The 23,836-nt window shown below is 69.9% G+C and carries 26 protein-coding genes and 1 pseudogene; 19 read left to right on the forward strand and 8 right to left on the reverse strand.

What is annotated here, in order from left to right:
* Positions 1 to 7: 7 nt before the first annotated feature.
* From thrS to OHA61_RS02925, 3 genes are all read right to left on the reverse strand, one after another.
* Positions 8 to 1,273: a threonine--tRNA ligase gene (gene thrS, locus OHA61_RS02915; RefSeq protein WP_406301531.1), complete on the reverse strand. Its 1,266-nt coding sequence runs from the start codon at positions 1,271 to 1,273 to the stop codon at positions 8 to 10.
* 145 nt (positions 1,274 to 1,418) lie between these two features.
* Positions 1,419 to 1,694, reverse strand: coding sequence for a hypothetical protein (locus tag OHA61_RS02920; RefSeq protein WP_406301532.1), 276 nt, complete (start codon positions 1,692 to 1,694; stop codon positions 1,419 to 1,421).
* Between the two features lie 275 nt (positions 1,695 to 1,969).
* A complete protein-coding gene (locus OHA61_RS02925) occupies positions 1,970 to 3,511 on the reverse strand; it encodes an FAD-binding oxidoreductase (protein ID WP_406301533.1) in 1,542 nt (513 codons plus the stop codon).
* A gap of 179 nt (positions 3,512 to 3,690) precedes the next feature.
* Between OHA61_RS02925 and OHA61_RS02930 the strand changes: the two genes are divergently transcribed.
* From OHA61_RS02930 to OHA61_RS02995, 14 genes and pseudogenes are all read left to right on the forward strand, one after another.
* Entirely contained in the window at positions 3,691 to 4,032 is a 342-nt protein-coding gene (locus OHA61_RS02930) for a metalloregulator ArsR/SmtB family transcription factor (RefSeq protein WP_328666255.1), read from the forward strand.
* A 68-nt stretch (positions 4,033 to 4,100) separates the two neighbouring features.
* Complete coding sequence (locus tag OHA61_RS02935) at positions 4,101 to 5,741, forward strand: SulP family inorganic anion transporter (RefSeq protein ID WP_406307263.1); 1,641 nt, start codon at positions 4,101 to 4,103, stop codon at positions 5,739 to 5,741.
* Positions 5,738 to 6,148, forward strand: coding sequence for a pyridoxamine 5'-phosphate oxidase family protein (locus OHA61_RS02940; RefSeq protein ID WP_406301534.1), 411 nt, complete (start codon positions 5,738 to 5,740; stop codon positions 6,146 to 6,148). Before OHA61_RS02935 ends, OHA61_RS02940 begins: the two co-directional genes overlap by 4 nt.
* The gene (locus OHA61_RS02945) at positions 6,148 to 6,573 is read left to right on the forward strand and encodes an ATP-binding protein (RefSeq protein ID WP_406301535.1); all 426 of its coding nucleotides are present in this window, start codon (positions 6,148 to 6,150) and stop codon (positions 6,571 to 6,573) included. The genes OHA61_RS02940 and OHA61_RS02945 overlap by 1 nt, the downstream gene beginning before the upstream one ends.
* A gap of 16 nt (positions 6,574 to 6,589) precedes the next feature.
* Entirely contained in the window at positions 6,590 to 7,003 is a 414-nt protein-coding gene (locus tag OHA61_RS02950) for an STAS domain-containing protein (protein WP_406301536.1), read from the forward strand.
* 36 nt (positions 7,004 to 7,039) lie between these two features.
* Entirely contained in the window at positions 7,040 to 7,261 is a 222-nt protein-coding gene (locus tag OHA61_RS02955) for an alkylphosphonate utilization protein (RefSeq protein WP_326655003.1), read from the forward strand.
* 56 nt (positions 7,262 to 7,317) lie between these two features.
* A pseudogene (locus OHA61_RS02960) lies at positions 7,318 to 7,578 on the forward strand (transcriptional regulator); the annotation flags it as partial.
* Positions 7,579 to 7,830: 252 nt separating this feature from the next.
* On the forward strand, positions 7,831 to 8,067 hold the full coding sequence (locus OHA61_RS02965; protein WP_406301537.1) for a hypothetical protein: 237 nt from the start codon (positions 7,831 to 7,833) through the stop codon (positions 8,065 to 8,067).
* A gap of 26 nt (positions 8,068 to 8,093) precedes the next feature.
* Positions 8,094 to 8,366 carry a hypothetical protein gene (locus OHA61_RS02970; RefSeq protein ID WP_406301538.1) on the forward strand — a complete coding sequence of 91 codons (273 nt, stop codon included), beginning with the start codon at positions 8,094 to 8,096 and terminating at the stop codon, positions 8,364 to 8,366.
* A gap of 304 nt (positions 8,367 to 8,670) precedes the next feature.
* Positions 8,671 to 9,270, forward strand: a complete 600-nt coding sequence (locus OHA61_RS02975; protein WP_406301539.1) for a DUF5994 family protein — start codon at positions 8,671 to 8,673, stop codon at positions 9,268 to 9,270.
* 112 nt (positions 9,271 to 9,382) lie between these two features.
* On the forward strand, positions 9,383 to 9,859 hold the full coding sequence (locus tag OHA61_RS02980) for a DUF5994 family protein (RefSeq protein ID WP_406301540.1): 477 nt from the start codon (positions 9,383 to 9,385) through the stop codon (positions 9,857 to 9,859).
* A gap of 87 nt (positions 9,860 to 9,946) precedes the next feature.
* Complete coding sequence (locus tag OHA61_RS02985) at positions 9,947 to 10,147, forward strand: DUF5988 family protein (RefSeq protein ID WP_406301541.1); 201 nt, start codon at positions 9,947 to 9,949, stop codon at positions 10,145 to 10,147.
* Positions 10,148 to 10,294: 147 nt separating this feature from the next.
* Entirely contained in the window at positions 10,295 to 11,116 is an 822-nt protein-coding gene (locus OHA61_RS02990; protein ID WP_406301542.1) for an alpha/beta fold hydrolase, read from the forward strand.
* A gap of 17 nt (positions 11,117 to 11,133) precedes the next feature.
* The gene (locus tag OHA61_RS02995) at positions 11,134 to 11,451 is read left to right on the forward strand and encodes a hypothetical protein (protein ID WP_406301543.1); all 318 of its coding nucleotides are present in this window, start codon (positions 11,134 to 11,136) and stop codon (positions 11,449 to 11,451) included.
* Positions 11,452 to 11,503: 52 nt separating this feature from the next.
* Here OHA61_RS02995 and OHA61_RS03000 read toward each other — a convergent pair whose 3' ends face one another.
* Positions 11,504 to 12,208 (reverse strand): DUF2993 domain-containing protein, encoded by a 705-nt coding sequence (locus tag OHA61_RS03000; protein WP_406301544.1) that lies wholly within the window; start codon positions 12,206 to 12,208, stop codon positions 11,504 to 11,506.
* On the reverse strand, positions 12,205 to 14,424 hold the full coding sequence (locus OHA61_RS03005) for an MMPL family transporter (protein WP_406301545.1): 2,220 nt from the start codon (positions 14,422 to 14,424) through the stop codon (positions 12,205 to 12,207). Before OHA61_RS03005 ends, OHA61_RS03000 begins: the two co-directional genes overlap by 4 nt.
* Before the next feature lie 136 nt (positions 14,425 to 14,560).
* On the opposite strand from OHA61_RS03005, the gene OHA61_RS03010 reads away from it, so the two are divergent.
* Together OHA61_RS03010 and OHA61_RS03015 are read left to right on the forward strand one after the other, a co-directional pair.
* Positions 14,561 to 15,247: a response regulator transcription factor gene (locus OHA61_RS03010; RefSeq protein ID WP_406301546.1), complete on the forward strand. Its 687-nt coding sequence runs from the start codon at positions 14,561 to 14,563 to the stop codon at positions 15,245 to 15,247.
* Positions 15,244 to 16,614, forward strand: a complete 1,371-nt coding sequence (locus OHA61_RS03015; protein WP_406301547.1) for a sensor histidine kinase — start codon at positions 15,244 to 15,246, stop codon at positions 16,612 to 16,614. The genes OHA61_RS03010 and OHA61_RS03015 overlap by 4 nt, the downstream gene beginning before the upstream one ends.
* A gap of 4 nt (positions 16,615 to 16,618) precedes the next feature.
* Here the strand turns inward: OHA61_RS03015 and OHA61_RS03020 are convergent, their stop codons facing one another.
* Positions 16,619 to 17,455 carry a class I SAM-dependent methyltransferase gene (locus OHA61_RS03020; protein ID WP_406301548.1) on the reverse strand — a complete coding sequence of 279 codons (837 nt, stop codon included), beginning with the start codon at positions 17,453 to 17,455 and terminating at the stop codon, positions 16,619 to 16,621.
* A gap of 185 nt (positions 17,456 to 17,640) precedes the next feature.
* Between OHA61_RS03020 and OHA61_RS03025 the strand changes: the two genes are divergently transcribed.
* On the forward strand, positions 17,641 to 18,318 hold the full coding sequence (locus OHA61_RS03025; protein ID WP_406301549.1) for a winged helix-turn-helix transcriptional regulator: 678 nt from the start codon (positions 17,641 to 17,643) through the stop codon (positions 18,316 to 18,318).
* A 95-nt stretch (positions 18,319 to 18,413) separates the two neighbouring features.
* Here the strand turns inward: OHA61_RS03025 and OHA61_RS03030 are convergent, their stop codons facing one another.
* Entirely contained in the window at positions 18,414 to 19,277 is an 864-nt protein-coding gene (locus OHA61_RS03030) for a leishmanolysin-related zinc metalloendopeptidase (RefSeq protein ID WP_406301550.1), read from the reverse strand.
* Between the two features lie 312 nt (positions 19,278 to 19,589).
* On the opposite strand from OHA61_RS03030, the gene OHA61_RS03035 reads away from it, so the two are divergent.
* On the forward strand, positions 19,590 to 21,773 hold the full coding sequence (locus OHA61_RS03035; RefSeq protein WP_406301551.1) for an endonuclease: 2,184 nt from the start codon (positions 19,590 to 19,592) through the stop codon (positions 21,771 to 21,773).
* Between the two features lie 12 nt (positions 21,774 to 21,785).
* Here the strand turns inward: OHA61_RS03035 and OHA61_RS03040 are convergent, their stop codons facing one another.
* Entirely contained in the window at positions 21,786 to 22,637 is an 852-nt protein-coding gene (locus OHA61_RS03040) for a caspase family protein (protein ID WP_406301552.1), read from the reverse strand.
* Positions 22,638 to 22,814: 177 nt separating this feature from the next.
* Between OHA61_RS03040 and OHA61_RS03045 the strand changes: the two genes are divergently transcribed.
* Positions 22,815 to 23,759 (forward strand): hypothetical protein, encoded by a 945-nt coding sequence (locus tag OHA61_RS03045; RefSeq protein ID WP_406301553.1) that lies wholly within the window; start codon positions 22,815 to 22,817, stop codon positions 23,757 to 23,759.
* Positions 23,760 to 23,836 lie beyond the last annotated feature (77 nt).

Raw genomic sequence — 23,836 nt, forward strand, 5'->3', positions numbered from 1 at the left:
CCGCTCTCTACACGAGCACTTCGGTCTCCCACAGCTCGGTGCTGTGAGCGGCGACAAGCGCGCCGATACGGGACAGAACCTCCGCGGCAGGCAGGGCGTCCAGTCGGCGCCCGTCACGCAGACGCAGTGCGACCTGGTCGCCGTCCGCCTCCTTGGCGCCTATCACCGCCTGGTAGGGCACGAGCCGGGCGGCGCGGACGCGGGCGCCCAGGGTGCCGCGTTCCGGCCCGGCGACTTCCGCCCGCAGCCCCTGGGCGACGCATCGCCGCCGAAGCGAGTCGGCCCGGCCCGACTCGGCCTCGGAGACCGGAAGTACGACCAGCTGGGTGGGAGCGAGCCAGGCGGGAAAAGCACCGCCGTGCACCTCGATGAGGTGGGCGACAGCTCTCTCCACGCTGCCGATGACGCTGCGATGAACCATGACCGGCCGGTGTTTGGCCCCGTCGGGGCCGATGTAGTGCAGATCGAACCGTTCGGGCTGGTGGAAGTCGACCTGGACGGTGGACAGGGTGGCCTCGCGGCCGGCGCCGTTGGCGATCTGTACGTCGATCTTGGGACCGTAGAACGCCGCCTCCCCCTCGACGGCGTCGTAGGGGACGCCGGACGCGTCGAGTACGTCTCTGAGCAGGGCGGCGGCCCGCCGCCACATTTCGGGGTCGGCCACGTACTTCCCGCCCGCCCCGGGAAGCGAGAGCCGGTACCGGGCGGGACGGATGCCGAGAGCTCCGTACGCCCGGCGGATCAGCTCCAGGGCCGCCCGCGCCTCGTCGGCCGCCTGGTCGAGGGTGCAGAAGATGTGCGCGTCGTTCAGCTGGATCGCCCGGACGCGGGTGAGACCGCCGAGCACCCCGGAGAGCTCGGAGCGGTACATGCCTCCCAACTCAGCCATCCGCAGGGGCAGTTCACGGTAGCTGTGAGCACGGGAGCGATAGATCAACGCGTGGTGGGGGCACAAGCTGGGCCGTAGTACGACCTGTTCGCCACCGAGATCCATCGGCGGGAACATGTCCTCGCTGTAGTGCGACCAGTGACCGGAGATCTCGTACAGTTCCCGCTTGCCCAGCACCGGCGAGTACACGTGCTGGTAGCCCGCCCGGCGTTCGGCGTCGCGGATGTACTCCTCCAGGGCGTGCCGGACGGCGGCGCCCTCGGGCAGCCAGTACGGCAGGCCCGCACCCATCAGGGGGTCGGTGTCGAACAGGCCCAGTTCGCGGCCGAGTTTGCGGTGGTCGTGCATCGTGGTCTCCTCGCAGAGGGTGAGGCGAGTGACCACATGGCGAAGCCCCGGGGCCACTCGCCCCGGGGCTTCGGACAAAGACAGCTGTCAGCGCGCCGGGACACTCTCCGGCGTCGTCGTCAGGCTCATGGCAGCGCGCTTCATAGGCGCGACCGTAACAGAGGCACCGATCTTCACGCGATCAATTTTCGGCAGGGGAAGGCGGTGGCAGAGCGATCGCGTCGGCAGGCGGAAACGGCTTGGGCCGACGCGGCTCGCGCACGCCCGCGCCACCCGGACCGAGCCCGCCACCCCAGTCGCCGCAGGCCGGAGCGGGTCGAACCAGCTGGACCGACGTCGCCAGCCAGAGCAGTGCGAGGAACGCCGCGACCGACCCGGTGGTCAGCAGCGCCCCGGCCAGTCCGCCGCCGAGCAACAGCCCGGCCACGGCCGCGGACACGAACAGGGTGCGACGCACACAGCCGCGGTACGTCACGGTGGTTCGGCCCAGCTTTCCGACGGCGAGCGGACCTTGCCAGACGGAGCAGGGCCTCCGCCCGCAGCGCGTGCAGGCGTTGCAGGCTCCCGAGGGCCTGGGGAACACGCGTGGTGTCATCGGGTCACGACGGCTGCGTCTGAAGACCACGGCGACCTCCGTACGGGTGCGCACTGGACACGGGCCTCACCCCAGACTGCGCCCCGGAGCCCGGCCGGGCAAGGAGCACGGACCCGGCGCCCGCGCGCCCGGCACCCTTACCTGCCCACCGCCTGGTCGTAGTGGAAGAGACCGCTGGGGTCGTAGCGGCGCTTGACGTCGACGAGGCGGTCGTAATTGCCGCCGTAGTACGCCCACTGCCAGTTCCGCAGGTCCGGGTCGGGGAAGTTGACGTACGCCGCCGACGTTTCCAGATCGCGGCGGAGCGTGCGATGCATGGCGCGCGTCTGGATCAGCAGGTCGTCGACGATCTCCTGTGGGGTGGTGGGCTTCCAGTGCGTGCCGACGTCGATGACGAAGGTGGCGTCTCGGTGGGGGTATGCCGTCTCGCCCGGCCCGACAGACCCGCTGCGTCCGCCCATCGCGAAGAGTGTGACGTAGCCGGAGTTGCCGACGACGCCGGGCCGCCAGCCGCGGACCCACTCGGCGACGGACTCGACAGTTCCCGAATTCAGCCACCGGTCCGGCACAAGGGACTTGGACGCCGTGGCACCACCCGCTCCGGGCTGCTCCATGAGGTAGTCCTGGGCGGTCCAGAAGTGCCGCTGCTCGATGAACTCCTTCGTAGGTCCGAGCTCCAGCACGGGGGCGAGGAGCCCGCGCAGCGCCGCCTCGTCGCCCAGCCTCTGCCCCAGCAGCGCGACGGCCGCCGGGCCATCGCCGGGGTGCTTGAAGCCGATGCGTACGTCGAAGTCGCCCGCGTCGTCGGCGGCGAGGATCTCCTGGACGGCGGCCACCAGCGGGACTGCGGACGTCAGGTCGAAGGTCAGGTCGAAGACCGTGGCAAGCAGGTCGCCGACCGGTGTGGCGTCGAAGACGAAGGCGGTGTTGATGCCGAAGTTGCCCCCGGCTCCGCCGCGGCACGCCCAGAACAGGTCAGGGTTCTCGTCGTCGGCCGCGCGCACCAGTGAGCCGTCGGCCAGTACGACGCGGGTCTCGACCAGCCGGTCGCATGTCAGGCCCCACTTGCGGTCGTTGAAGCCCAGTCCGCCACCGAGCGTCAGTCCGGCCACGCCCACGCCCGGGCAGCGGCCGCCGGGGAAATAGAGGTTGGCTGCTCTGGCCGCGTAGACGTCCGAGTTGGTGGTGCCGCCGCCGAGCGCGAGCCGGGTGCCGAGAACAGCCACGTCGTTCATACGCCGGAGGCTGATGAGGAGGCCGCGGGTGGTGGAGTACCCGGCGTAGTTGTGGCCGCCGGAGCGTGGCGCGAGGGGGACGCCGTGCCTCGCTGCCCACTCGACGGCGACCTGCACGTCGCGCTCGGTGGCACAGGCCACGATGCCCGCCGGCAGGACGTCGGCGTAGCGCAGATTGTCCGGCAGGGCGAGCAGACGGTAGTCGTCGCTGCCGGGCCGGTAGAGCCCGGCCGCCGGGCTGAGTCTCCTGCGCAGCTCCCGCCAGGCCCGCGGCTCCGGCCGGGCGGCCCCGCGGGGGAATCGCTGCTGCCCGGCTGCCTTCCCGGCGCCGCCCGTCAGTCCGGCAGCCAGCCCCAGTGCTGCGGCTACGGATCCCATACGCAGTACGTCCCGCCTCACGACCATCGCGGCGTTCCTCTCCTCGCACCAAATGCCGGTGATCATGGTGTCGGCCTGCGGGGACGGAGGGTCGTGGCGGCACTCCGGGGCACTTGATGTGCACCCGAACGGCACCCGGACACGGAGGGCGAGGACTCCTCCGCGACTGGAGGAATTGCGAAATTCTGCAATTCAATACATGCTGTGTTAGCAGTGTCCGCAGCGATGAGGAGAGTTCGAGGGCCGTGCCCGTTCCCCTGTATCAGGCCAAGGCCGAGTTCTTCCGGATGCTCGGGCACCCGGTCCGTATACGCGTCCTGGAGCTCCTGCAAGGCGGGCCGATGCCGGTCCGGGATCTGCTCGCGTCGATCGAGGTGGAGCCGTCGGCCCTCTCCCAGCAGCTGGCGGTGCTCCGCCGCTCGGGCATCGTCACCTCGACCCGCGAAGGCTCGACCGTCGTCTACGAGCTCGCCGGCGGCGATGTCGCCGATCTGATGCGCGCCGCGCGGCGGATCCTCACCGAAATGCTGTCCGGGCAGAACGAGCTCCTGGAGGAGCTGCGGGAAGCCGAGGGTGCCGCGAAGTGAGTACGGTCCTCGCCCGGGCCCTGCGCAGGCTGCGTTCCCTCCTTCCCGCCCGTGCCGACTTCGCGGTCATGGCGCGCAACCCGCGCCGCGACCTGCTCGCCGGGCTCACGGTGGCGATCGTCGCGCTGCCGCTCGCGCTCGGCTTCGGCGTGTCCTCCGGGCTGGGCGCCGAGGCGGGACTGGCGACCGCTGTCGTGGCGGGTGCCCTCGCGGCGCTGTTCGGCGGCTCGAACCTTCAGGTCTCGGGGCCCACCGGGGCTATGACGGTCGTACTGGTACCGATCGTCGCCGAGTACGGTCCCGGCGGGGTGCTGACCGTAGGGCTGATGGCCGGAGTCATGCTGATCGCGCTCGCGCTGCTGCGGGCCGGACGGTACATGCAGTACATCCCCGCCCCCGTGGTGGAGGGCTTCACCCTCGGTATCGCCCTCGTGATCGGTCTGCAGCAGATCCCGAACGCGCTCGGGGTGGCCAAGCCAGAGGGCGACAGGGTCCTGCTGGTGACCTGGCGGGCGGTCGAGGAGTTCGTGCGCACCCCGAACTGGACGGCCCTCTCCATCACCCTCGGGGTTGCCGCCGTGATGCTGCTCGGCGCACGCCTGCGGCCCACCGTCCCCTTCTCGATCGTCGCGGTAATCGCCGCGACCCTCGTGGGGCAGCTCTTCCAGCTCGACGCCGCCCCGATCGGGGATCTGCCGTCCGGGCTGCCCGCTCCCTCGCTCGGCTTCCTAGACCTTTCCGCGCTCGGTTCGCTGCTCGCGCCCGCGATGGCGGTGGCCGCCCTCGCGGCGCTGGAGTCGCTGCTGTCGGCCACGGTCGCGGACGGCATGACGGTCGGCCAGAAACACGATCCGGACAAGGAGTTGTTCGGGCAGGGCATTGCGAACCTGGCTGCGCCGCTGTTCGGTGGTGTCCCGGCGACGGCGGCCATCGCCCGCACGGCGGTCAATGTCCGTACCGGCGCGGGCTCCAGGCTCGCGGCGCTCGTCCATGCCGCCGTCCTCGCGGTGATCGTCTTCGCGGCCGCCCCGCTGGTCTCGAAGATTCCCCTGGCCGCACTCGCCGGTGTGCTGGTGGCGACCGCCGTCCGCATGGTCGAGGTCGGCGCGCTGCGTGCGATGACGCGCTCCACGCGCTCCGACGCCCTCGTTCTCGTACTGACCGCCGCCGCCACCCTGGCCCTGGACCTCGTCTACGCGGTGATCATCGGCCTGTTCGTGGCCGGTGCGCTCGCCCTGCACTCGGTGGCCAAGCAGGCCCGCATGGACCAGGTGGACTTCCGGCCCGACCTGCCCGGCGAGCACAGCGACGAGGAACACGCGCTGCTGGCCCAGCACATCGTGGCGTACCGGATCGACGGCCCGCTGTTCTTCGCCGGCGCGCACCGATTCCTGTTGGAGCTGAGCGAGGTCGCCGACGTGCGAGTCGTCATCCTGCGCATGTCGCGGGTCTCCACGATGGACGCCACCGGAGCACTCCTCCTGAAGGACGCGATACAAAAGCTGAACCGGCGCGGCATCGCCGTCATGACCTCGGGGATTCGCCCCGGCCAGCGGCGCGTCCTCGAGTCCGTCGGCGCGCTGGACCTGCTGCGCCGGGAGGGCCGGGAGTACGCCACCACCCCCGAGGCCATCGCGGGTGCCCGCGCCCACCTGCACCTCGCCGGGGTGCTGCCCGTCGTTCCCGTTGCCGAGGGGACCTCCCGATGACCGTCCCCCTCTCACGTCGTATGGTCGAGGTGCCCGGCATCGAGGCTCTGTGGCTGCTCGAAGGCGCGGTCCAGGGACGACTTGTGTACGTCCACCGCGAGAGCGCGGTGATACGCCCGGCGGTGCACATCCTCCAGTACGGCAGATTGATCGTGCGCACCCCGGTCCAGGCGGCAGCCCTGTCCGGCAGGCCCTCGCTCACCTACCACGCCGACGAGATCCGCGTGGCCGGCGGCACCGGGTGGACGGTGACGGCAAGCGGTCCGGCCGAGGTGATCACCGATCCGGACGAGGCAGCCCACTACCGCCGTACGCTGCCCGGCTGGGCCCTCGGACCACACGACACCCTCGTCCGGATCCGCCCGCAGACGATGACCGGCTTCCGGCTCGCCCACGAGGGGGCCTGATGGTCGCTCAGCAGGAGGGTCTGCCAAACCGGCATGTACTGACCGTGCCCGCCATGGGGTCCGCCGTACGGCTGACGCGCGAGACCACCGAACAGGTGCTGGCGGGGTGGGGCATCAACCGGAACCATCCAACGGTCGACCCCGCGTTGCTGATCCTGGGCGAACTGGTCACCAACAGCGTCCGGCACGCCGCCGCACTTTCCCCGAATATCACCGTGATCCACGCGGTCGGCCCGGACACCTTCGCGTTCGCCGTCCACGACCGTCACCCCTACCAGCCCGCCCTGTGTGCCGCGGCCACCGCCGCCGGGGGCGGCGGGCTGGCGACCGTCATCGAGCTCACCCTCGGGCTCGGCGGCACGGCGGTCGTACGCGCGGACGCCGACGGCGGGGGCAAAACCATCTGGATCACCCTCCCCCTGTGAGAACGAGACAGCAAAGATGACCATCGAGTGGCGTTACACCACCCACCAGGACCTCGGAGTCCTCTCCCTGGCCGGATTTCTCGGCGCCGACGCCGTGGCCCGCTTCACCGGAGCCGTCGGCTGGGCGCTGGCTCGCGGCACCGGGCCGGTGATCCTCGACCTCACCGAGCTGCGCGGCTGGTCGGCGGGGGGCCAGCTGGCCGTCGCTCAGGCCGCCCGCCAACTCGCCGACAAGGGGCGGAGCCTGGAGCTGGCGGCGATCCCCTCGGACGGCTCGCTCGTCCCCGACGGCAGCCATCCGCCGATCCCCGTCCACTGCGACCTGGCCGCCGCTCTGGTGGCGCACCAGGCGGTCACCGGTCAAGCGCGGGAATGGCGCACGGACGACTGGCCGGGCGTGCGGAACCCGGCGGCACAAGCCCTGAAGTAAGAGATACACGGGAACGAAAGCAGACAAGGAAGCAGCATGAGCGACGTGATCGTGAAGGACAGTAACGGAACCCCGCTTCAGGATGGCGACTCCGTGACGCTGATCAAGGACCTGAAGGTGAAGGGGACCTCCGAGACCCTCAAGCGCGGAACCCTGGTGAAAAATATTCGGCTCACCAGCAAGCCCGGCGAGGTCGAGTGCAACACCAAGAAGGTCAAGGGCCTGGTCCTGAAGACCGAATTCCTGAAGAAGGCCTGACCTCCGCGCGAGGATGGCCCCATGACGAAGAGTGTGGCGGCAGGCACGGGCGCGGGGTCTTCGAGATGCTGCCGGAGATAGGCGTCGAGCCCGCTCACCTCTCACAGCAACTGGCCGTACTGCGCCGGGCCAATCTGGTCATAACCCGCAAGGAAGGCTCGGCCGTCCACTACTCGCTGACCAGCCCTCAGGTGGCGGAGCTGCTCAGGTTCGCGCGGACGATCCTGTCCGGCGTGCTGGCGGGCCAGGCCGAGCTGCTCGCCGACCTGCGCGCCGCCGAACCTGACGCGGTGCCGCGGCAGCGCGCGCCGTCGTAGGCGACTCCCGCAGCGGTGGGGCGGCTCGTCCCATCCCGGCGTGGGCCCTCCGCCAAGGTCTCCTCGGCCCTTCAGCCAGGAATCCGGAACCGGACGAGGACGACCCGGCCACATTGCCGCACGTGGGCTCGTACACGACCGTCGAGACGCTGGGGGGCCGGAGTACTGTGAAGTCACCGGGTGCGAGCGCCATAATTCGCCGGACAGCGAGGCCCATCATGAGACCTGCGAAAACAGTGCCCGCAGCAGGATTTGCCGAGGTTCGTATCGTCGCCGCGTCCCCCGAGTCCGCCCGCCAAGTCGCAGAAGTGCCGGCGCAGCTTCGCGTCGACCGAACAGCGCAGCTACCCCGCCGGCCGCGAGGGCGGAACCCGGCTCCACGTCACCGTGGACACCACGCACCCTTCCGAGACCATCGATTCGGACGCGACGTGGCTGGTGACGAGCAAGTCCGGCGCGGGTGACGCCCCGCATCCGGACGAGGTCTGACAACTCCCTTCCAGAAAGCGGCAGTCATGGCATCCCTGGCCGAGCGGAAGGCATACCGCGAGAAGATCATGCAGGCTCTGTACGAGACCACCGAGGGCAACCGCCTTCTGGGCGTGACCGGGGAGAAGCTGGTTCACGATCTCGGCATCCAAGAAGAGGATCTGGCCGCCGCCTGCACTTATCTGGTGGGCGAGGATCTGATCACGGTCGACTGGGCCACAGGCAATACGCCCGCCATGGTCTCGCTGACACATCAAGGCATTCGACGTATGGAGGCCGAGGAGGAAGAGCGCGGTTGACGCGGCATCGGGCCGCAGCCCAGGCCCCAAATGCGGCATTGGCGGGAGTAAAATCGGGACTTGGGTTGGTGCACTCTCACGTGCAACCGCCCGGAAGGGCGGCCCCGGTGTGTATACGCCGGGGCCGTTGCGTCAGCTCCCGGATGCCGTCCAGCCCGGCGCTCCGCATGGGTCCGGTGGGTACCGGGCGGGAGTACCCTGGAGCTACCGAGGACACTTCGTGCACCAGCTCCCAGGCTCGTGTCGTTTTCGGCGATTCACGACACCGGGCGGGTTACGGCCTGCCCGGGGGCAGGTCCGCGTCATGACCGCGACCATTCTGAACCTACCCGCGGTCGAAGACCGGACCTCTTCTTCGTTGCCGCTCCGACTCATGCTGGCGCCGGCCGGCACCGCTCCGGCCCTGATCGACGGTGCCTGGTGGCCCCGCTCCCGTGATCTGACGGCGGAGCTTCCCGCGCTGACGGCCGTACTGGACCCGCTGTGGGGCCGGATCACCCGCGTCACCGTGAACCCCACGTTCTGGCCGGTCATCCCCCGAAAGGTGCCCGTCGCCGGGCATGTGGTGCATGTCGGCTGGTTCACGGCCGAGCAGGACCCCCACAAACTGCTGCTGCTGTCCTACACGTCCGGCCGCTGGGACCTGCTGGTGATCCCGCCCGAGACCAGCCCCGCAACTGCGGCCCGGCTGATGGCCACAGCGACTGATCCGTCGCGATGTCTCACCGCGAGCGGCCTGATCCAGGAGGCCGAGTTCTTCCGGACGGCGGCGGAGAACGACTGGGACTCGAACCGGGAGACGGTCTGGGACTCCGAAGGCGGCCACGAAGCGCGCCGCGTGAGCTCATCTCCAACTGCCCGAGCGGTCAGCGCTCACGCAATGGAGCCGACGGAAGGTATGTGAGGACCATGGGAACCTTCCTCACCGTGCTCCTGCTCATCGCGATGATCGCTCTGGGCACGCTCGTGATTCACGCCTCCGGTGCCATGGGGCGGCTCTGGCCCCGCCGTCGCTCATGACTGCCGACTTCAGCACTCCGACTCCTCTCCTGCTCCTCGCGGACACGAGCGATCAGCCGATGGTTCCCGGTGCGGCCGTGCTGAGGATGGAGACCACCTCCAGCCGTGTGGGGCTGTTCGACGGAGCCTGGTGGCCACGCTCCCGCGACATCGAGGCCCAGTTGCCCGGCCTGATCACCGCCCTGACCGCCCAGCTGGGCCCCATCGCACGCGTCGGCCTCGACGCAAGCGCCTGGGACCGTGCTCCGAGCCACCTGTTCATCGATGACCGCATGGTCCGTATCGACTGGTCCGCGGTCGACGACCACACAATGATCATCACTCGGGGACCTCAGGACCACTTCTCCTTCCTGGTGATCCCACTCGGGGCCGACGCGGACGCCGCGCACGCCGCGATGACGATGGCCATACAGGACGGCAACTGCACGTCCGCGGAACAGATCCTCGCCGACACCTGCATCCTTCCCGCCTAGCGGGGACATTCGGGCCCATCGGCCGAGCGGCCGAGCTCCTGCTCGATCCGAGGTGCGAGCGGTGGCTCGGGTAGGAAGACTGGCGTTATGACTACCAAGGCAGTCCTCGAGGGCGGCCCGGACGATCTGCAAGAGCGGATCGTCCCGATCACTCCTCCCGGACAAGAGCTGAAGATCCCGCACCGCGGCGGATACGAGCACTTCAAGGTCACGTCGCGGCACCAGGACACGCCCGAGGGACGGCTTCCCGTCTACGACTGGTGGGAACGGACGGAGATCGCCGAGTAGGACCTGCGGTCGGGGCCCGGTGCCGCACGCGGTTCCTTCGCCGCCCGGCGGAAAGGGGCCGCTCGTCGGTACGATCGGGAATGATCGCCGCTCGGCTCCACCGGGCTCGCGGACAGGGGCCGTCCGGGCGCGGCGAGGAAGGCCGCCATGACCACCATCTCCGTGAAAGCCGCGCCTCTGCGGGAAGGGCTCACGCTCCCCTACGCCGAGGCGGGCTACCCCCGTGGCACTCCCGTCGTCTTCGTCCATGCCATCGCCGACTCCTGGTGGTCCTTCGAACCCCTGCTGAGGCGGCTTCCGGCATCCCTGCACGGCTACGCCCCCACCCAGCGCGGCCACGGCGACGCCGACCGTCCCGCCGACGGCTACCGGCCCGAGGACTTCGCCTCCGATCTCGTGGCCTTCCTCGACGCCGTCGGCATCGGCCGCGCGATCCTCGTCGGAGCCTCCAGTGGCGGCGTGGCCGCCCGTATGGTCGCCGGCAGCCACCCCGACCGCGTAGCGGGGCTGGTACTGCTCGGCGTACCCGCCACGCTCGCGGACAAGCCCGCGGTGACCGGTCTGCAGGAGAAGATCGAGGGGCTCTCCGATCCCGTCCCGCGCGCGTTCGTCGAGGACCTGATGTCCGGCATGGTGGCTCGCCCGGTGGCCAGGGGCCTGATCGAGACCATGATCGACGAAAGCCTCAAAGTCCCGGCCCGCGTCTGGAAAGAGACGATGCGGGGGCTGCTCGATGCCGATCTCCGGGCGACCCTCGCGGGCATCCTGGTGCCGACGCTCGTCATCTGGGGCGACCAGGACGACTTCCTGCCGCGCAGCGACCAGCAGACCATCCTCGACGCCATCCACGGCTCGCGTCTTCTCACATACGAGGGCGTGGGCCACGTCGTCCACTGGGAACAGCCCGAACGCGTCATCGCCGACCTGATCGCCTTCGCCACCCGTACGGCGCCGGCCGCCGCTCCGTGACCGCAGAGGAGAGGGCCGTGTCCGACCCCGTGGCACCTGGCGATCGCCCCGCCCGTCCTCCGCGGGGAGGGCGGCGATGGACATCGTTCGTCGCCGATCCCACGACCCCCGAGAAGACGTCAAGGGGCCTGCACGAGGCCGCCAACCCGGACCACCGCCTCCGCGTGGAGCACGACCGGCGCACCCTGCTGATCCATCTCAGCGACGAGGACGGTCACGGGTGGACGACCATCGCGGTGGACCGGGCGACGCGCCAGTGGGCCGTCGCCCAGGACACCCGGCAGTCGGACACCGCACGCATCGCGTACGAGAGCCTGTACGGACCCCCGGGCTAGGCTGACGTTTCCTCGCCGCCGGGGAAGCCCCATCGGACAGCCCTTCCCCGTGTCATGACGGCCGTTCCGGCCGGTGCAGTACCGACGGGCCACCGGACGCCAGGTGCAGGTGGATTCCGTCCGCCTCGACCTCGACGGATGTCGCTTCGAGGTCCAGTGGGTAGTCGCGGTCCTCGTCTTGTCGGGCGAGGGAGTCGCCGATCCGGTCGATCATCCGGTCGGGGGCGGGCCTGCCCATGATCTCCGCCGACGCGATCGTCGTCTCGACGCGGCCGTCCCGGATCCGGGGGCGCAGCGTCACGCTGCCGATACCGGCCCGGCCGAGGAGGAGGGTGAGCGTGTCCGCCCGGGGGTCCGTCCGTACCTCGGTGACGGGCATGCCGGCGAGATCGCCCGCCATCTGCGCGACGGCGCTCACCGGGATCAGCACCGTCGCGCGGGCAGCGCCCACGGTGGCGGCGTCCGGATCGCCGCCGGTGAAGCGGACGTCGTCCAGGCGCGCGTGGAGTTCGGCGTCCGGTACGCGGCCGAGTCGCACATGATCGCCGTCCAGCTCGACGAACGGCAGGTGCTTGTCGCCGAGTTGGAGCAGTGCCGGGCGGGCCGCGAGGTCGATGTCGATCTCTCCGCCCAGAGCCCGGGCCGCCGACTCCTCGATGCGGCCCTGGATGACGGAGCGTGCGAGCAGTTCGCCGCACACCGGCACGGCTACGAGAACTCCGGCCACGGCCAGGGCGATCCAGGTCCGGCGCCTCATGCGCGGACCCCCTGCCCGGACCGTGCTGTCGTCCCCTCCGGATCGAGGCGTGGCAGCAGCCGGTCCAGCCACCGTGGCAGCCACCAGTTGGCCCTGCCGAACAGGTACATGGTGGCGGGCACCAGCAGCAGCCGCACCACCGTCGCGTCGATCACCACGCTCACGCCGAGCCCGAGCGCGAGCATCTTGATCACCACATTGGTGGAGAGCAGGAAGGCGAGGAACACGCTGGTCATCACGATCGCCGCGCAGCTGATGACGCGGGCGGTGGCGGCCAGTCCCCCGGCCACGCTTTCATGGTTGTCGCCGGTCTCCAGCCATGTCTCACGAATCCGCGCCAGCAGGAAGACCTCGTAGTCCATCGAGAGCCCGAAGACGATGGCGAACATCATCATGGGGACGTACGACTCCACGGGCACGGGTTCCGTGACGCCGAACAGCCGCTCGCCCCAGCCCCATTGGAAGACCGCGACGACGACCCCGTACGCCGCGCTGATCGACAGCAGATTCAGCAGGGCCGCCTTCACGGCGACGAGCAGACTGCGGAACACGCAGAGCAACAGCAGGAAGGCGGCACCGACGACGACCGCCACGATCCACGGCAGTCGCTCCACCAGGACGTCGCGGAAGGCGACGTGGACTGCGGTGGTGCCGGTGACGTACGCCCGTGAGCCGGTGCCGTCGAGGGTCTTGGGCAGCACCTCGTCCTCGAGCCTGTGCACGAGTTGGGTGGTCGACTCGTCCTGCGGGCCGTACCGAGGGACGACGGTGGCCGTGAGCAGGGCCCGGTCCGGCGTGTATACGGGCCGGGTGACGGAGGCGACGCCGGGGGTCCGCTTCAGGGACTCGTGTACGTCGGCCGCGACGCGGTCTGTGTCCGTACCGCTCGCGGCCGGTGCGACGACGACGGTGAGCGGACCGTTCGTGCCGGGCCCGAACCCGTCCGAGATCAGGTCGTACGCCTGCCGCTCGGTGTAGCCGGTCGGACTGGCGCCCGCGTCGATGTGGCCGATCCGCATCGAGGCGAGCGGCACACTGAGGATGCCGAGGATCAGCAGGCCCGCGGTGAGGAAGAGCCACGGCCGGCGGCCGACCGTCGCGGCCCAGCGCCGCCAGGTGTCGTCGGCGCCCTCGGACTCGGCCACCGGGCGGCGCACGGACCAGCGGTCGATCCGGCGCCCGAGGAGGCCGAGCAGGGCGGGCGTCAGGGTCAGCGAGGCGAGCGCGGCGACCAGCACGGTGATGGCCGCCGCCAGGCCGAGCGTGCCGATGAAAGCGACACCCGACGCGTACAGGCCCGCGAGAGCCATGGCGACCGTGGCGGCGGCGACCAGGACAGCCCGGCCGCTGGTGGCGAGCGTGCGGCCGGCCGCGTCCTCGGGCGGGACTCCTGAGGCGAGGAGCCCGCGGTGGCGGGTGGTCAGGAAGAGCGCGTAGTCGAGGCCCACGCCCAGGCCCATCATGGTGGCGAGAGTGGGCGCGGCGGAGCCGAAGGTGAAGGCGGCGGCGATCAGGCCGAGGACGGACAGGCCGCCGAGCAGGCCGACGACCGCGGTGACGAGCGGCAGCCCGGCCGCGGCGATGCTGCCGAAGCCGATCAGCAGCACGATCACGGCCGTCACGAGTCCGATGACCTCGGACAGGCCGTGCGCCGCCTCGGGCCGGGCGAGCTGGCCGAGCGGGCCGCCGTACTCGACGGTCACGTCGTCGGCGCGCAGCTCCGCGACCGCCGTGTCGACCTCGTCGACGTAGGACCGGTCGAAGGTTGCCGGGCTCTGCGCGAAGCGGACGGTGGCGTAGCCGATGGTGCCGTCCTTGGATAGGGCACCCGGTGTGCCGAGCGGACCGGCCACGGTCAACACGTCGGGCAGGTCGGCGAGTTCACCCATCGCGTCGTCGATCGCCGCCCGGTGTGCCGCGAGCGGGCCGTCGGCCCGGAGCACGATCTGCGCGCCCACGCCTTCCAGGTCGGAGCCGTGGTCCCGCAACAGGTCGGCGCCCTCCTGGGCGGTGGTGCCGGGCAGCGAGAACTCGTCCTCGTAGGCGCCGCCCCAGGCCCGGTCCGCGGCGAAGGCGGCGACCAGGACGAGCAGCCAGGCCACGATCACCCGGCGGGCGCGCCGGGCGCACCACCGGCCGAGTCGGTGCAGGGCCCCGGGTGGCGGTGCAGTCCCCGGCGGGGCGGGGCACACGGTGTCGGGTGCGGAAGCAGTCATGGCGTGATCCTGGAACGCGCAGGTGAGCGGCGGATCAGGGGAATGTTCGAGGAATGTCAGAGCGCGGCGGCCGGCATCCTGCGGCACCTGGCGCCGGGCTAGCATCGAAGATCCGTACGAGGGCGAGGAGTGGGACATGCCGGACAGCAAGGGCCTCGTCCTGATCGTCGAGGACGAGCGGCACATCGCGGATCTGCAACGGCTGTATCTCTCCCGCGAGGGCTTCGGCGTTCATGTGGAGGCCGACGGGCTCGCCGGGCTGGCGGCGGCGCGGCGGCTGTGTCCCGTCGCGATCGTTCTGGACATCGCCCTGCCGGGTCTCGACGGGGTCGAGCTGTGCCGCACGCTGCGTGAGGACGGGGACTGGACGCCGGTCCTGCTGGTCACGGCGCGCGACGACGAGACGGACCGGGTGCTCGGCCTGGAGCTGGGCGCGGACGACTACATCACCAAGCCGTTCTCGCCGCGGGAGCTGGTCGCACGGGTCAAGACGGTGCTGCGCCGGGCTGCCGGTCCGCCGGACGGAGCCATGCGGCGAGTGGGCCGGGTCACGGTCGATCCGGCGCGCCGTACGACGGAGGCGGACGGCCGCCCCGTGGAACTGACCGCAACGGAATTCGATCTCCTGACCCATCTCCTGCGTCACCCCGGACGGGTCTTTCCCCGAGAACAGCTGCTCGCCCAGGTGTGGGGGCAGGCGGACTACCGGGGCAGCAGGACCGTGGACGTCCACATCGCGCAGTTGCGCGCCAAACTCGGCGACGCGAGTCCGATCCGTACCGTGCGGGGCGTCGGCTACAGCGCGGCGGAGTCCGCCTCGTGAGGAGCCGGCCGGGACCCATCACCCGCAGCATCACCCTGGTGACCACCGCGGTCGCCCTGCTCGCCGTACTGCTGACGGGCGCGGTCGCCTGGTACATGATCCGGGACGGCGCCGAGGCACAGCAGCGCGACCAACTGGGGCGGCAGGCCGAGGTGTTGAGCCGCACCCCCGTCTTCTCCCAGCTGCTGCTCGACCGCGAACAGCGGCTCGCCGGATCCAACGGGGTGCGGCTCGCGGTCGTCGGTCCCGCAGGTGACGCGTCCGGACCGGCTGCCGCGGCCGTCGACGGCCCGACCCGCACGGCCCTCCTCGACGGCAGATCCGTATCCACCGACGCCCAACTCGACGGCGAGGAAGTCCTGGTGGAGGGCCGCCCCGGGAACGGGCACACCGCCGTCGTCCTCACCCAGCCCTACACGGTCGTGCACAACAGCGTCTCCCGTATGCGCCGGGCGCTGATCCTGCCGCTCACCGCGGGTCTGGCAGGCGCCGCGCTCGCGGGACTGTTGCTGGCCCGTCGCCTGTCGCGGCCGCTGACCACGGCCGCGACCACGGCACGGCGCCTCGCCGAGGGTGAGCGCGGTCTGCGTGCGGCGCCGGGCGGTCCGCGTGAACTCGCCGACCTGACGGGCGCGTTGAGCGTTCTGGACGAGGCACTGGCGCGCAGTGAGAACCGGCAGCGCGAGTTCCTGCTGTCCGTCTCGCACGAGTTGCGCACGCCGCTGACCGCGACCCGCGGTTACGCGGAGGCGCTCGCCGACGGTGTGGTCGGGGCCGACGACCTGCCCGAGGTCGGCGAGACGCTGCTCAGCGAGACCCGACGCCTGGAACGCTTCGTACAGGATCTGCTGGATCTCGCCCACCTGGAGACCGACGACTTCCGGGTCGAGACCCGTCCGGTGGACCTGGACGCACTGGTGGCGAAGGCGGGCACGGTCTGGGAGAGCCGCTGCGCACGCCATGGCGTGGAGTTCCGCCTGGAGCGCCCCGGCGCACCGCTGACCGTGGACACCGACGGCGAGCGGGTCCGGCAGATCATCGACCAGCTGGCGGAGAACGCCCTGCGCGTGACCCCGGAGCGAGCGCCGCTGGTGCTGGCCCTCGCCCCGGACGGTGAAGGAGCGCTGCTCCAGGTGCGCGACGGCGGGCCGGGGCTGGCGCGGGAGGATGCCCAGGTCGCGTTCCAGCGGGGCGCTCTGCACGCCCGCTACCAGGGGATCCGGCCCTCCGGAACGGGCCTGGGCCTGGCCATCGTGCACCGGCTCACCCAGCGCCTCGGCGGTTCGGTGAGCGCTCAGGGGCACGGTCCCGAAGGCGGGGCCTGCTTCTCGGTCCGGCTGCCGCGGCGGCGCCAGGGCGTGTTCTAGAAGTTCAGCGCCTGCGGGCGGTGAACAGCAGATACTCCCAGTCCATGACCGTGCTGCCCGTTCCCCGGTCGTGCCGCCGGGCGAGCTCGTCGAGATCGCGGTCCAGCGCGGCGACCCGGTCGGGGTCGTCGGCGATGCTCCGGTAGACGGCGATGGTCGGGCCGTAGTGGGTCTTGAAGTACTCGCGGAAGGCCTCGGGCTTGTCGAAGCGGTCGATCCGCACGGTCCGCCGGTGCGCGACCACGTCGGTCACCCGGTCGGCGAGGAGCGCCCTGACATGCTCCTCGCGTCCCCACAGCGGCGCGGGCTGCGCGCCGGGCGGTGGTGCGGGAGCGTACGGCTTCATCGTCGTGAACATCTGGCCGATGAAGCCCTCCGGTGTCCAGTTGAGCAGACCTATCGTGCCGCCTGGGCGGCAGACGCGGACCAGTTCGTCGGCGCTGGGCTGGTGATGCGGGGCGAACATGACCCCGACGCAGGACATCACGGTGTCGAATTCGCCGTCGGCGAAGGGCAGCGCCTCCGCGTCGGCCTGCCGCCACTCCAGCTCCGCGCCGAGCCGCTCGGCCAGGCGCCGCCCGGATTCCAGCAGCTCCGGGGTGAGGTCGCAGGCCAGCACGCTCGCACCGGCCAGCGCGGCGGGGATCGCGGCGTTGCCCGACCCGGCCGCGACATCCAGCACGCGCTCACCGTCCCGCACGTCACACGCATTGACCAGGACCGCACCCAGCTCCGGGATGACTTCGGTGGCCACGGCAGGGTAGTCGCCCAGCGCCCACATCCCCCGGTGCTTGGCCTTGAGGGCACGGTCGGCCTCGACGGCGTCGATCATCTGACTCATGACAGCTCTCCTCTGGGGTCTTTCCGGCAGAGGCCGGAAATCTTTGGATTTGTCATGAGGTCGAGAGTAGGAAGGGCCGGACTCCCGTCCTAGTACGAGATCTGTACCAGCGGGGTGCCGCCCGGGATGCGCCGGCCCGACCACCGGACTGGTCGCGCCGGTGTACGGGACCTAACCTGCAGAACATGGGGTCCTCGTACTACCAGTTCTGCCCCGTCGCCAAAGCGATGGAGCTGCTCGACGAGCGCTGGACGCTGCTGATCGTGCGGGAGCTGGTGACCGGGAGCGAGCATTTCAACGAGCTGCGCCGCGGGGTGCCGCGGATGTCCCCCACGCTGCTGTCGAAGCGGCTGCAGCAGTTGGTACGCGCCGGAATCGTCGAGAGGCGGGCCGAGGACAAAGAGGTGCGATACGTCCTGACACCGGCGGGCCACGAGCTGCGCCCGGTGGTGGAGGCGCTCAGCGTCTGGGGCGTCCGCTGGATCGGAGAACTCGGCGACGAGGATCTCGATCCGAAACTCTTGCTGTGGGACATGCACCGCCGCGTCGACGCCGATGCCGTTCCGGAGGGACGGACGGTGGTGAAGTTCCGATTCCCGGACGTGCCCGCACGCAACCGCGACTGGTGGCTGGTGATCACAGCCGCCGGTGCCGATGTCTGCGACGCGGACCCCGGCTTCTCGGTGGCGGTGACGGTGACTACAGGCCTGCGTCGCATGATCGAGGTCTGGCGCGGCGATCTGAGCTGGTCCGACGCTCTGCGGACGGGCGCGCTCGAGGTGCAGGGCCCCGAGGCGCTGCGCCGGTCGGTGCCGCGGTGGTTCACGCTGCCGCTGTACGCAGCGGCGCCCCGGCCGATCTGAGACCTGGACCCGTCGTTCCGACGGTCGGCCCCTGCCGCCCGGAGTGATCAGGCCCGTCTCGTACGGGCCTGGCGGCTGCCCAAGGGGGTCGGGCGTCACGCAGCGAGGCGGCTCGAGCTTTCCGCGGGCAGCACGACCGGGATGACCGGCAGCATCATGCCGCGGTCCGTCGGCGCGCCGGGGGTCACGAGTTCGCCGGCGCGGGCGAGTTCGAGCAGATCGGGAAGCTCGTACGGTTCGGCGGCATCGAGGTCGACCTGGTAGCCGAGGTCCTGCAGGCCCGCGACCGTCAGACGGCTGAGGGGATTCCCGGGCGAGCCGACGAAGCCGGACATGAGCTCGTTGTGAAAGACGGTCTCCCGCCAGTGACTGTCCGCGGTGCCCGGACCGCCCGTAGCCTCCACCGGTACCGGCACCGGTCCGCCCGCGCCCATGAGCGTGCCGAGTTCCTCCATGGCGGTGGCTCCGACGAAATTCGGATTGGGCGTCCGCGGGTCCTTGAGAAGGCCTTTGTCCTCCCACACCGTGCCAACTCCCAACACATGTCCCATTTCATGGGTGATGACGTCGAGCAGAGTCCCGTCGTCCTCCATACGCACCAGGTCGGCCGTGTCGAAGGACATGATTCCCTTGACCGGCAAAAGCGCGCCGACGGCGGCTGATGCGGAGCGCACATGTGTCGGACCCGCCTGTCCCAGAATTCTTCCGGTGCCGTCGATCGGCACTCCCTGAGCGAGTATCAGAATGTCGTCGATCACCTCGCCGCCGAGAATGACCGTGGGCAGATCGCCGATGATGACGCGCGCCCAGCGGTCGGCCGCCCGTTCGAAGGCCTGCTCCTGAGCGTCCGTCAGCCCTCCGAGGAACTGCACGTCGATCGTGAACGGTGAGGTGACGTCCGCGAGTTCCTGCGCGCGGGCGGGATTGGCAACCGCGTGGTAGGTCCGGTAAGTGCACATGGCCTCTCCTCGGCTGAATGCCGCTCGATCGTTTCCCTTGCGAGCCGTTTCCCCTTTCGAGCATAGGAGCCCGCCCGCCCGGGTGCTCGACAGGTTCCGGTCCGGGCAAACCAAATTCAATGCGCAATAGTCCAGCGGTCCAGTATTGAAGGGCCAACCACTAGGCCGTTCGAGTGAGCACCGATCGACAATCCGTGTTCAGATTGAGGAAGGGGCGACAGGCAGCAAATCCATGTTCGGACGATGGCCGGGAGGCGGGCCGATATGACAGTGCAGCAGTTGTCGCAAGCCGATTCCGAATATCTCTCCCAGATGAAGCAGGCTCGCGACCGCTACGAGATGCGCGCGGCGGAGCGGACCCGTAACCTGCGCGTCCTCGACCGGCGCGGCATCCTGTACGCCGACGCCCCTGAGCGCGTGGAGAAGAGGCTGGCACGCCTGGGCGCCGATCGGGCGCTGGCGACGGCGATCGAGCAGACACCTACGGCAGCCACCACGGGCAGCAGTCTGGAGCTGGCCCCCGACTCCTTCGGTGCCGATGTGCTGGGACTTGAACGCCTCATGGGGCGCAATGACCTCATCGGAGTCGGTTTCCTCGAAGCGGGCTTCCTGGCGGCGCGCTCGATCGGGCGCGTGACGGTCCGGGCAGGCGGCGGAGGCCATCACGGCACCGGATTCCTCATCTCCCCCACGCTCCTGATGACGAATAATCATGTGCTGCGCACGGCGGACGAAGCCGGCAATGGAGTCATCGAATTCAACTTCCAGGCCGGACTGGACGGACAGCCGCTCCTGCCCGTGGTGTTCCGGCTTGAGCCGCACAGGTTCTTCGTCACCGACCAGGCCCTCGACTTCAGCGTGGTCGCCGTGGCCCAGCGCTCCCAGGACGGTCAGCCGCTCGCGCCGTTCGGCCGGCTTCCCCTCAAGGAGGCCGAAGGCAAGGTCATCCTCGGCGAGATCGTCAACATCATCCAGCACCCCAACGGCGAGCCCAAACAGCTCGCGCTGCGCGAGAACAAGGTCGTGGACCTGCTGGACGAGTTCGTGCACTACGAGACCGACACGGCTCCCGGCTCCTCGGGATCCCCTGTCTTCAACGACCAGTGGGAGGTCGTGGCCCTGCATCACGCGGGTGTTCCGCGCACCGACGAGCACGGCAAACCTCTTGCCGTCGACGGTTCCGTCTGGGAGCCGAGCATGGGTGAGCAGCGGCTCGACTGGAAGGCCAATGAGGGCGTACGGATCAGCCGCGTCCTCGGCGCGCTCCGGCAGGTGCCGATGTCCGGACCTGCCGCAGCGCTCCGCGAGGAGATATTCGCGGCCGGAGCCAGCCTGCACACGGTGGAGGTGTCGCCACCGCCGCCGGGCACGACGAACGGAGTCGGACACCAGAGCCTCACCGGCCTTGTGCCGGACGGGGCCGTGCAGCAGCCGGCGCCCGGAGGGACGGTGCGTCTGAGCGTCCCGCTGAACATCACACTCAGCGTGGACCCGGCCACGTTCCAGGCGCAGGCCAACACCACTGCCGCGGCCCCGGCGCCGGTTCCGGCCACGGCCCTCCCGGGCCTTGCCGGCCTTCCGGGCCTTCCGGGCATCGCCGTCGGACACATCGACGGTCAGTCGCCCGCCGAGAACGACCTGGCCGCCGCGCTGGTCAACCTCGCGGCCGCCAGGGCCCGTCCCTACTACGACGCGGCCGCGGACCGTACCGCACGGGACGCCTACTACGCGGACATCCGCACCGGCAGCCCCGCCGCTCTTCGGCGTGCACTCACCGAACTGCTGGAGACGACGCACGAGAACCGGCCCGCGTACAAGCCGATGCGCATGCTCTACCCGTGGGTCGACCTGCACCCGGACGAGCAGTTGCGCAGCATCTACTCGGGCAAGGACTTCACTCCCGAAGAGCTGATAGAGGCCGACGCCGCGGTGGAGGCCGCCCGGATCGGACGCTGGCAGGAGTTCCTGCTGCACGAGAGCGCGCCCGGCCCCGGTGCGCTGGAGGCCGAGTTCGACGCGCTGGAAGCGGCTCTGCCGTTCAACTGCGAGCATGTCGTGCCCCAGTCGTGGTTCGCCAAGAAGGAGCCCATGCGCGGGGACCTGCATCATCTCTTCGCCTGCGAGTCGGCGTGCAACAGCTTCCGCGGGAACATTCCGTACTTCGACTTCGCGGAGAGCGAGGAAGTCGTACGGCACTCTTGCGGGCGCCGCGAGCCGCTCAAGTTCGAGCCGTCGGCCGGCAAGGGTCCGGTCGCCCGCGCGACGCTGTACTTCCTGCTGCGCTATCCCGGATTCATCGGGGACGAGGCGCGCGAGCTCCAACGCGAGCGCCTGGACCTTCTGCTGTCCTGGCACGCCGCCGACGCGGTGAGCGAGTACGAGCGGCACCGCAATGCGGCGACAGCCGAGATACAGGGCAATCGCAATCCGCTCATCGACCACCCGGAATGGGCCGAGGAGATCGACTTCGCCGGTGCCTGGCCCGACGGCGGTTGACGCGCAGACCTTCTAGACGGTGAAGGGGCGCTGCTCCAGGAACGCGTCCCCGGGACGGCCGGTCACGTAGAAGTTCGGGCTCTGCGTGGCCGGCATGTTCCGCACGATGTCGCGGTGGAAGGCGCGGTACCCGCCGCGGAACGTCCCGCCGTCCCAGACCTCCAGCAGCGTGCCGGTGAACTTGCCGTTGACGGGACCGTCCGAGGAGAGCTGGTTGTCCTGGCAGCCGGAGATGAGCAGAGCGTTCACTTTCTCCTCACCGCCGTTCCCGGTGCCCAGCGCGCGCTGGATGTCCTGGAAGAACTCCTTGTCCCGCTGGTAGATCTCGTACTGCTTGGCGACCGGCATGAGCCGTGAGGTGTTCTCGATACGGTTGGGGTCGCTGGTCTGGAACTGCTCCTTCATGGCCTCGGGGCTGAGGACTTCCCTCACCTCGATGCCGGTCCCGCTGTGGCAGGAGTCGAGGAGAGCGAGGATCCTGACGCCGTCGTCGAAGCGGGCGAACTCCCTGTAGAGCTCGTCGTCGAGGAATTCGCGGTCGTAGAGGACGAGGGTTTCGTCGAAGTCGTCCAGTTCGTCGTCGGACCCGACCGTGTTCGGCACCTGACCGCCGTGACCCGAGTACGTGAACATCAGGATGTCCCCGCTTCTGAGCCTGCCGGCCGCCTTGCGCAGCTCCGCGGTGACGTTCTCGACGGTGCCGTCGGGGGTGAGCAGGGTCGTGTCGTCGAAGCCTGCCTCGCGGGCCAGACGGGCCATGCCGTTGGCGTCGTTCTCGCAGGCGACGAGCTCACCGTCCCAGCCGCCGTATTTCGCTGGGTCGACCTTGTTGAGTCCGACGTGGAGGGAGAGGCCAGTGGCCATGAGAAGAGCTCCTTGTGCCTTGGTGACGTGCGTCGACTGGATGAGTTCCGTGGCACTTCGGTGTCTGAACCCTTTTGCGGCGGGCGGGCGCCCGAATGGCGGACACATCGGAGCAGGCCAATACTGAAAACGACCGACGCCCAAGTGACGGGCGTCCGTGGCGTGTCGGGAGGCGCAATGCAACCCAGGCTCATCTACGTCCACGGCAATGGGAACAAGGTCCGCTCAGAACTGCTCAAGTCTCAGTGGGACACGGCTCTTTTCGGCAGGGACATGGGCGATTCCTCGCGCATGGCGTACTGGGCCGCGCTCCGGTACGAAAGGCCTCTGCCCGACCACCGGCCCGACCCGCTTCAGGGTGGACCGGTCGACGGCGTGCCTCTGGAGGCCGAGGGGAGAGCCGCGCCGGTGGAGTTCGAGACGCCGGAGGAATTCGTGGCGAGAACCCTCGGCGAAGCGCGGTTCGAGGCCAGCGGGATCGCGCCGGAATCGGTGCCCGGTACGGGCGAGGTGAAGTGCGCGCTGAGTGAGTGGCTGCTGGAGATGACGTATCTCGGAGACACGCTCGCCGAGACGGAGGAGACCGGTCAGGGGACGCAACTGCCCCTCGAAGCACTGCCGTTGCCGCGCACAGCCCGCAAAGCGGTGTTCCGGCAACTCGTCAAACACACCTACAGGGACGTCCACGCCTACTTCTTCGGCGGGGCGGGAGCGGCGATCCGCGGCGTGGTCAAGGGGGCGCTGGAGGGCCTGGACGGCGCCCCGCTGGCCGTCGTCGGGCACAGCCTGGGGTCCATCGTCGCCTACGAAGTACTGGCCGATGAGGATCGGGACGTCGAGCTCTTCGTCACCCTGGGGTCGCCGCTGGCGATCACGGAGGTGCAGGACCATCTGGCGAAACCGCCCGCGGTTCCGTCCGGCGTGCGAGCCTGGCGCAACGCCTCGGACCTGCGCGATCTGGTGGCCCTCGACCACACGCTCCGGCCCGAGTACGCACCGGTTGAAAAGGTGACCGATCTGCTCGTCACCAACGACAGCAAGAATCATCACGGCATCTCCGAGTACCTGGGAAATCCGCAGGTCAGGGAGCCGTTCCAGCGCATGTTCAGCCGCCTTGCGTGAGCGCAGACCGGGTGAAAACATGACAACTAGGAGATCGTCCGTCTCATGCTCCACAGGGGCGGCTGGGCAGGTGTGGC

The sequence above is a fragment of the Streptomyces sp. NBC_00885 genome (assembly GCF_045207475.1).
Taxonomy (GTDB): domain Bacteria; phylum Actinomycetota; class Actinomycetes; order Streptomycetales; family Streptomycetaceae; genus Streptomyces.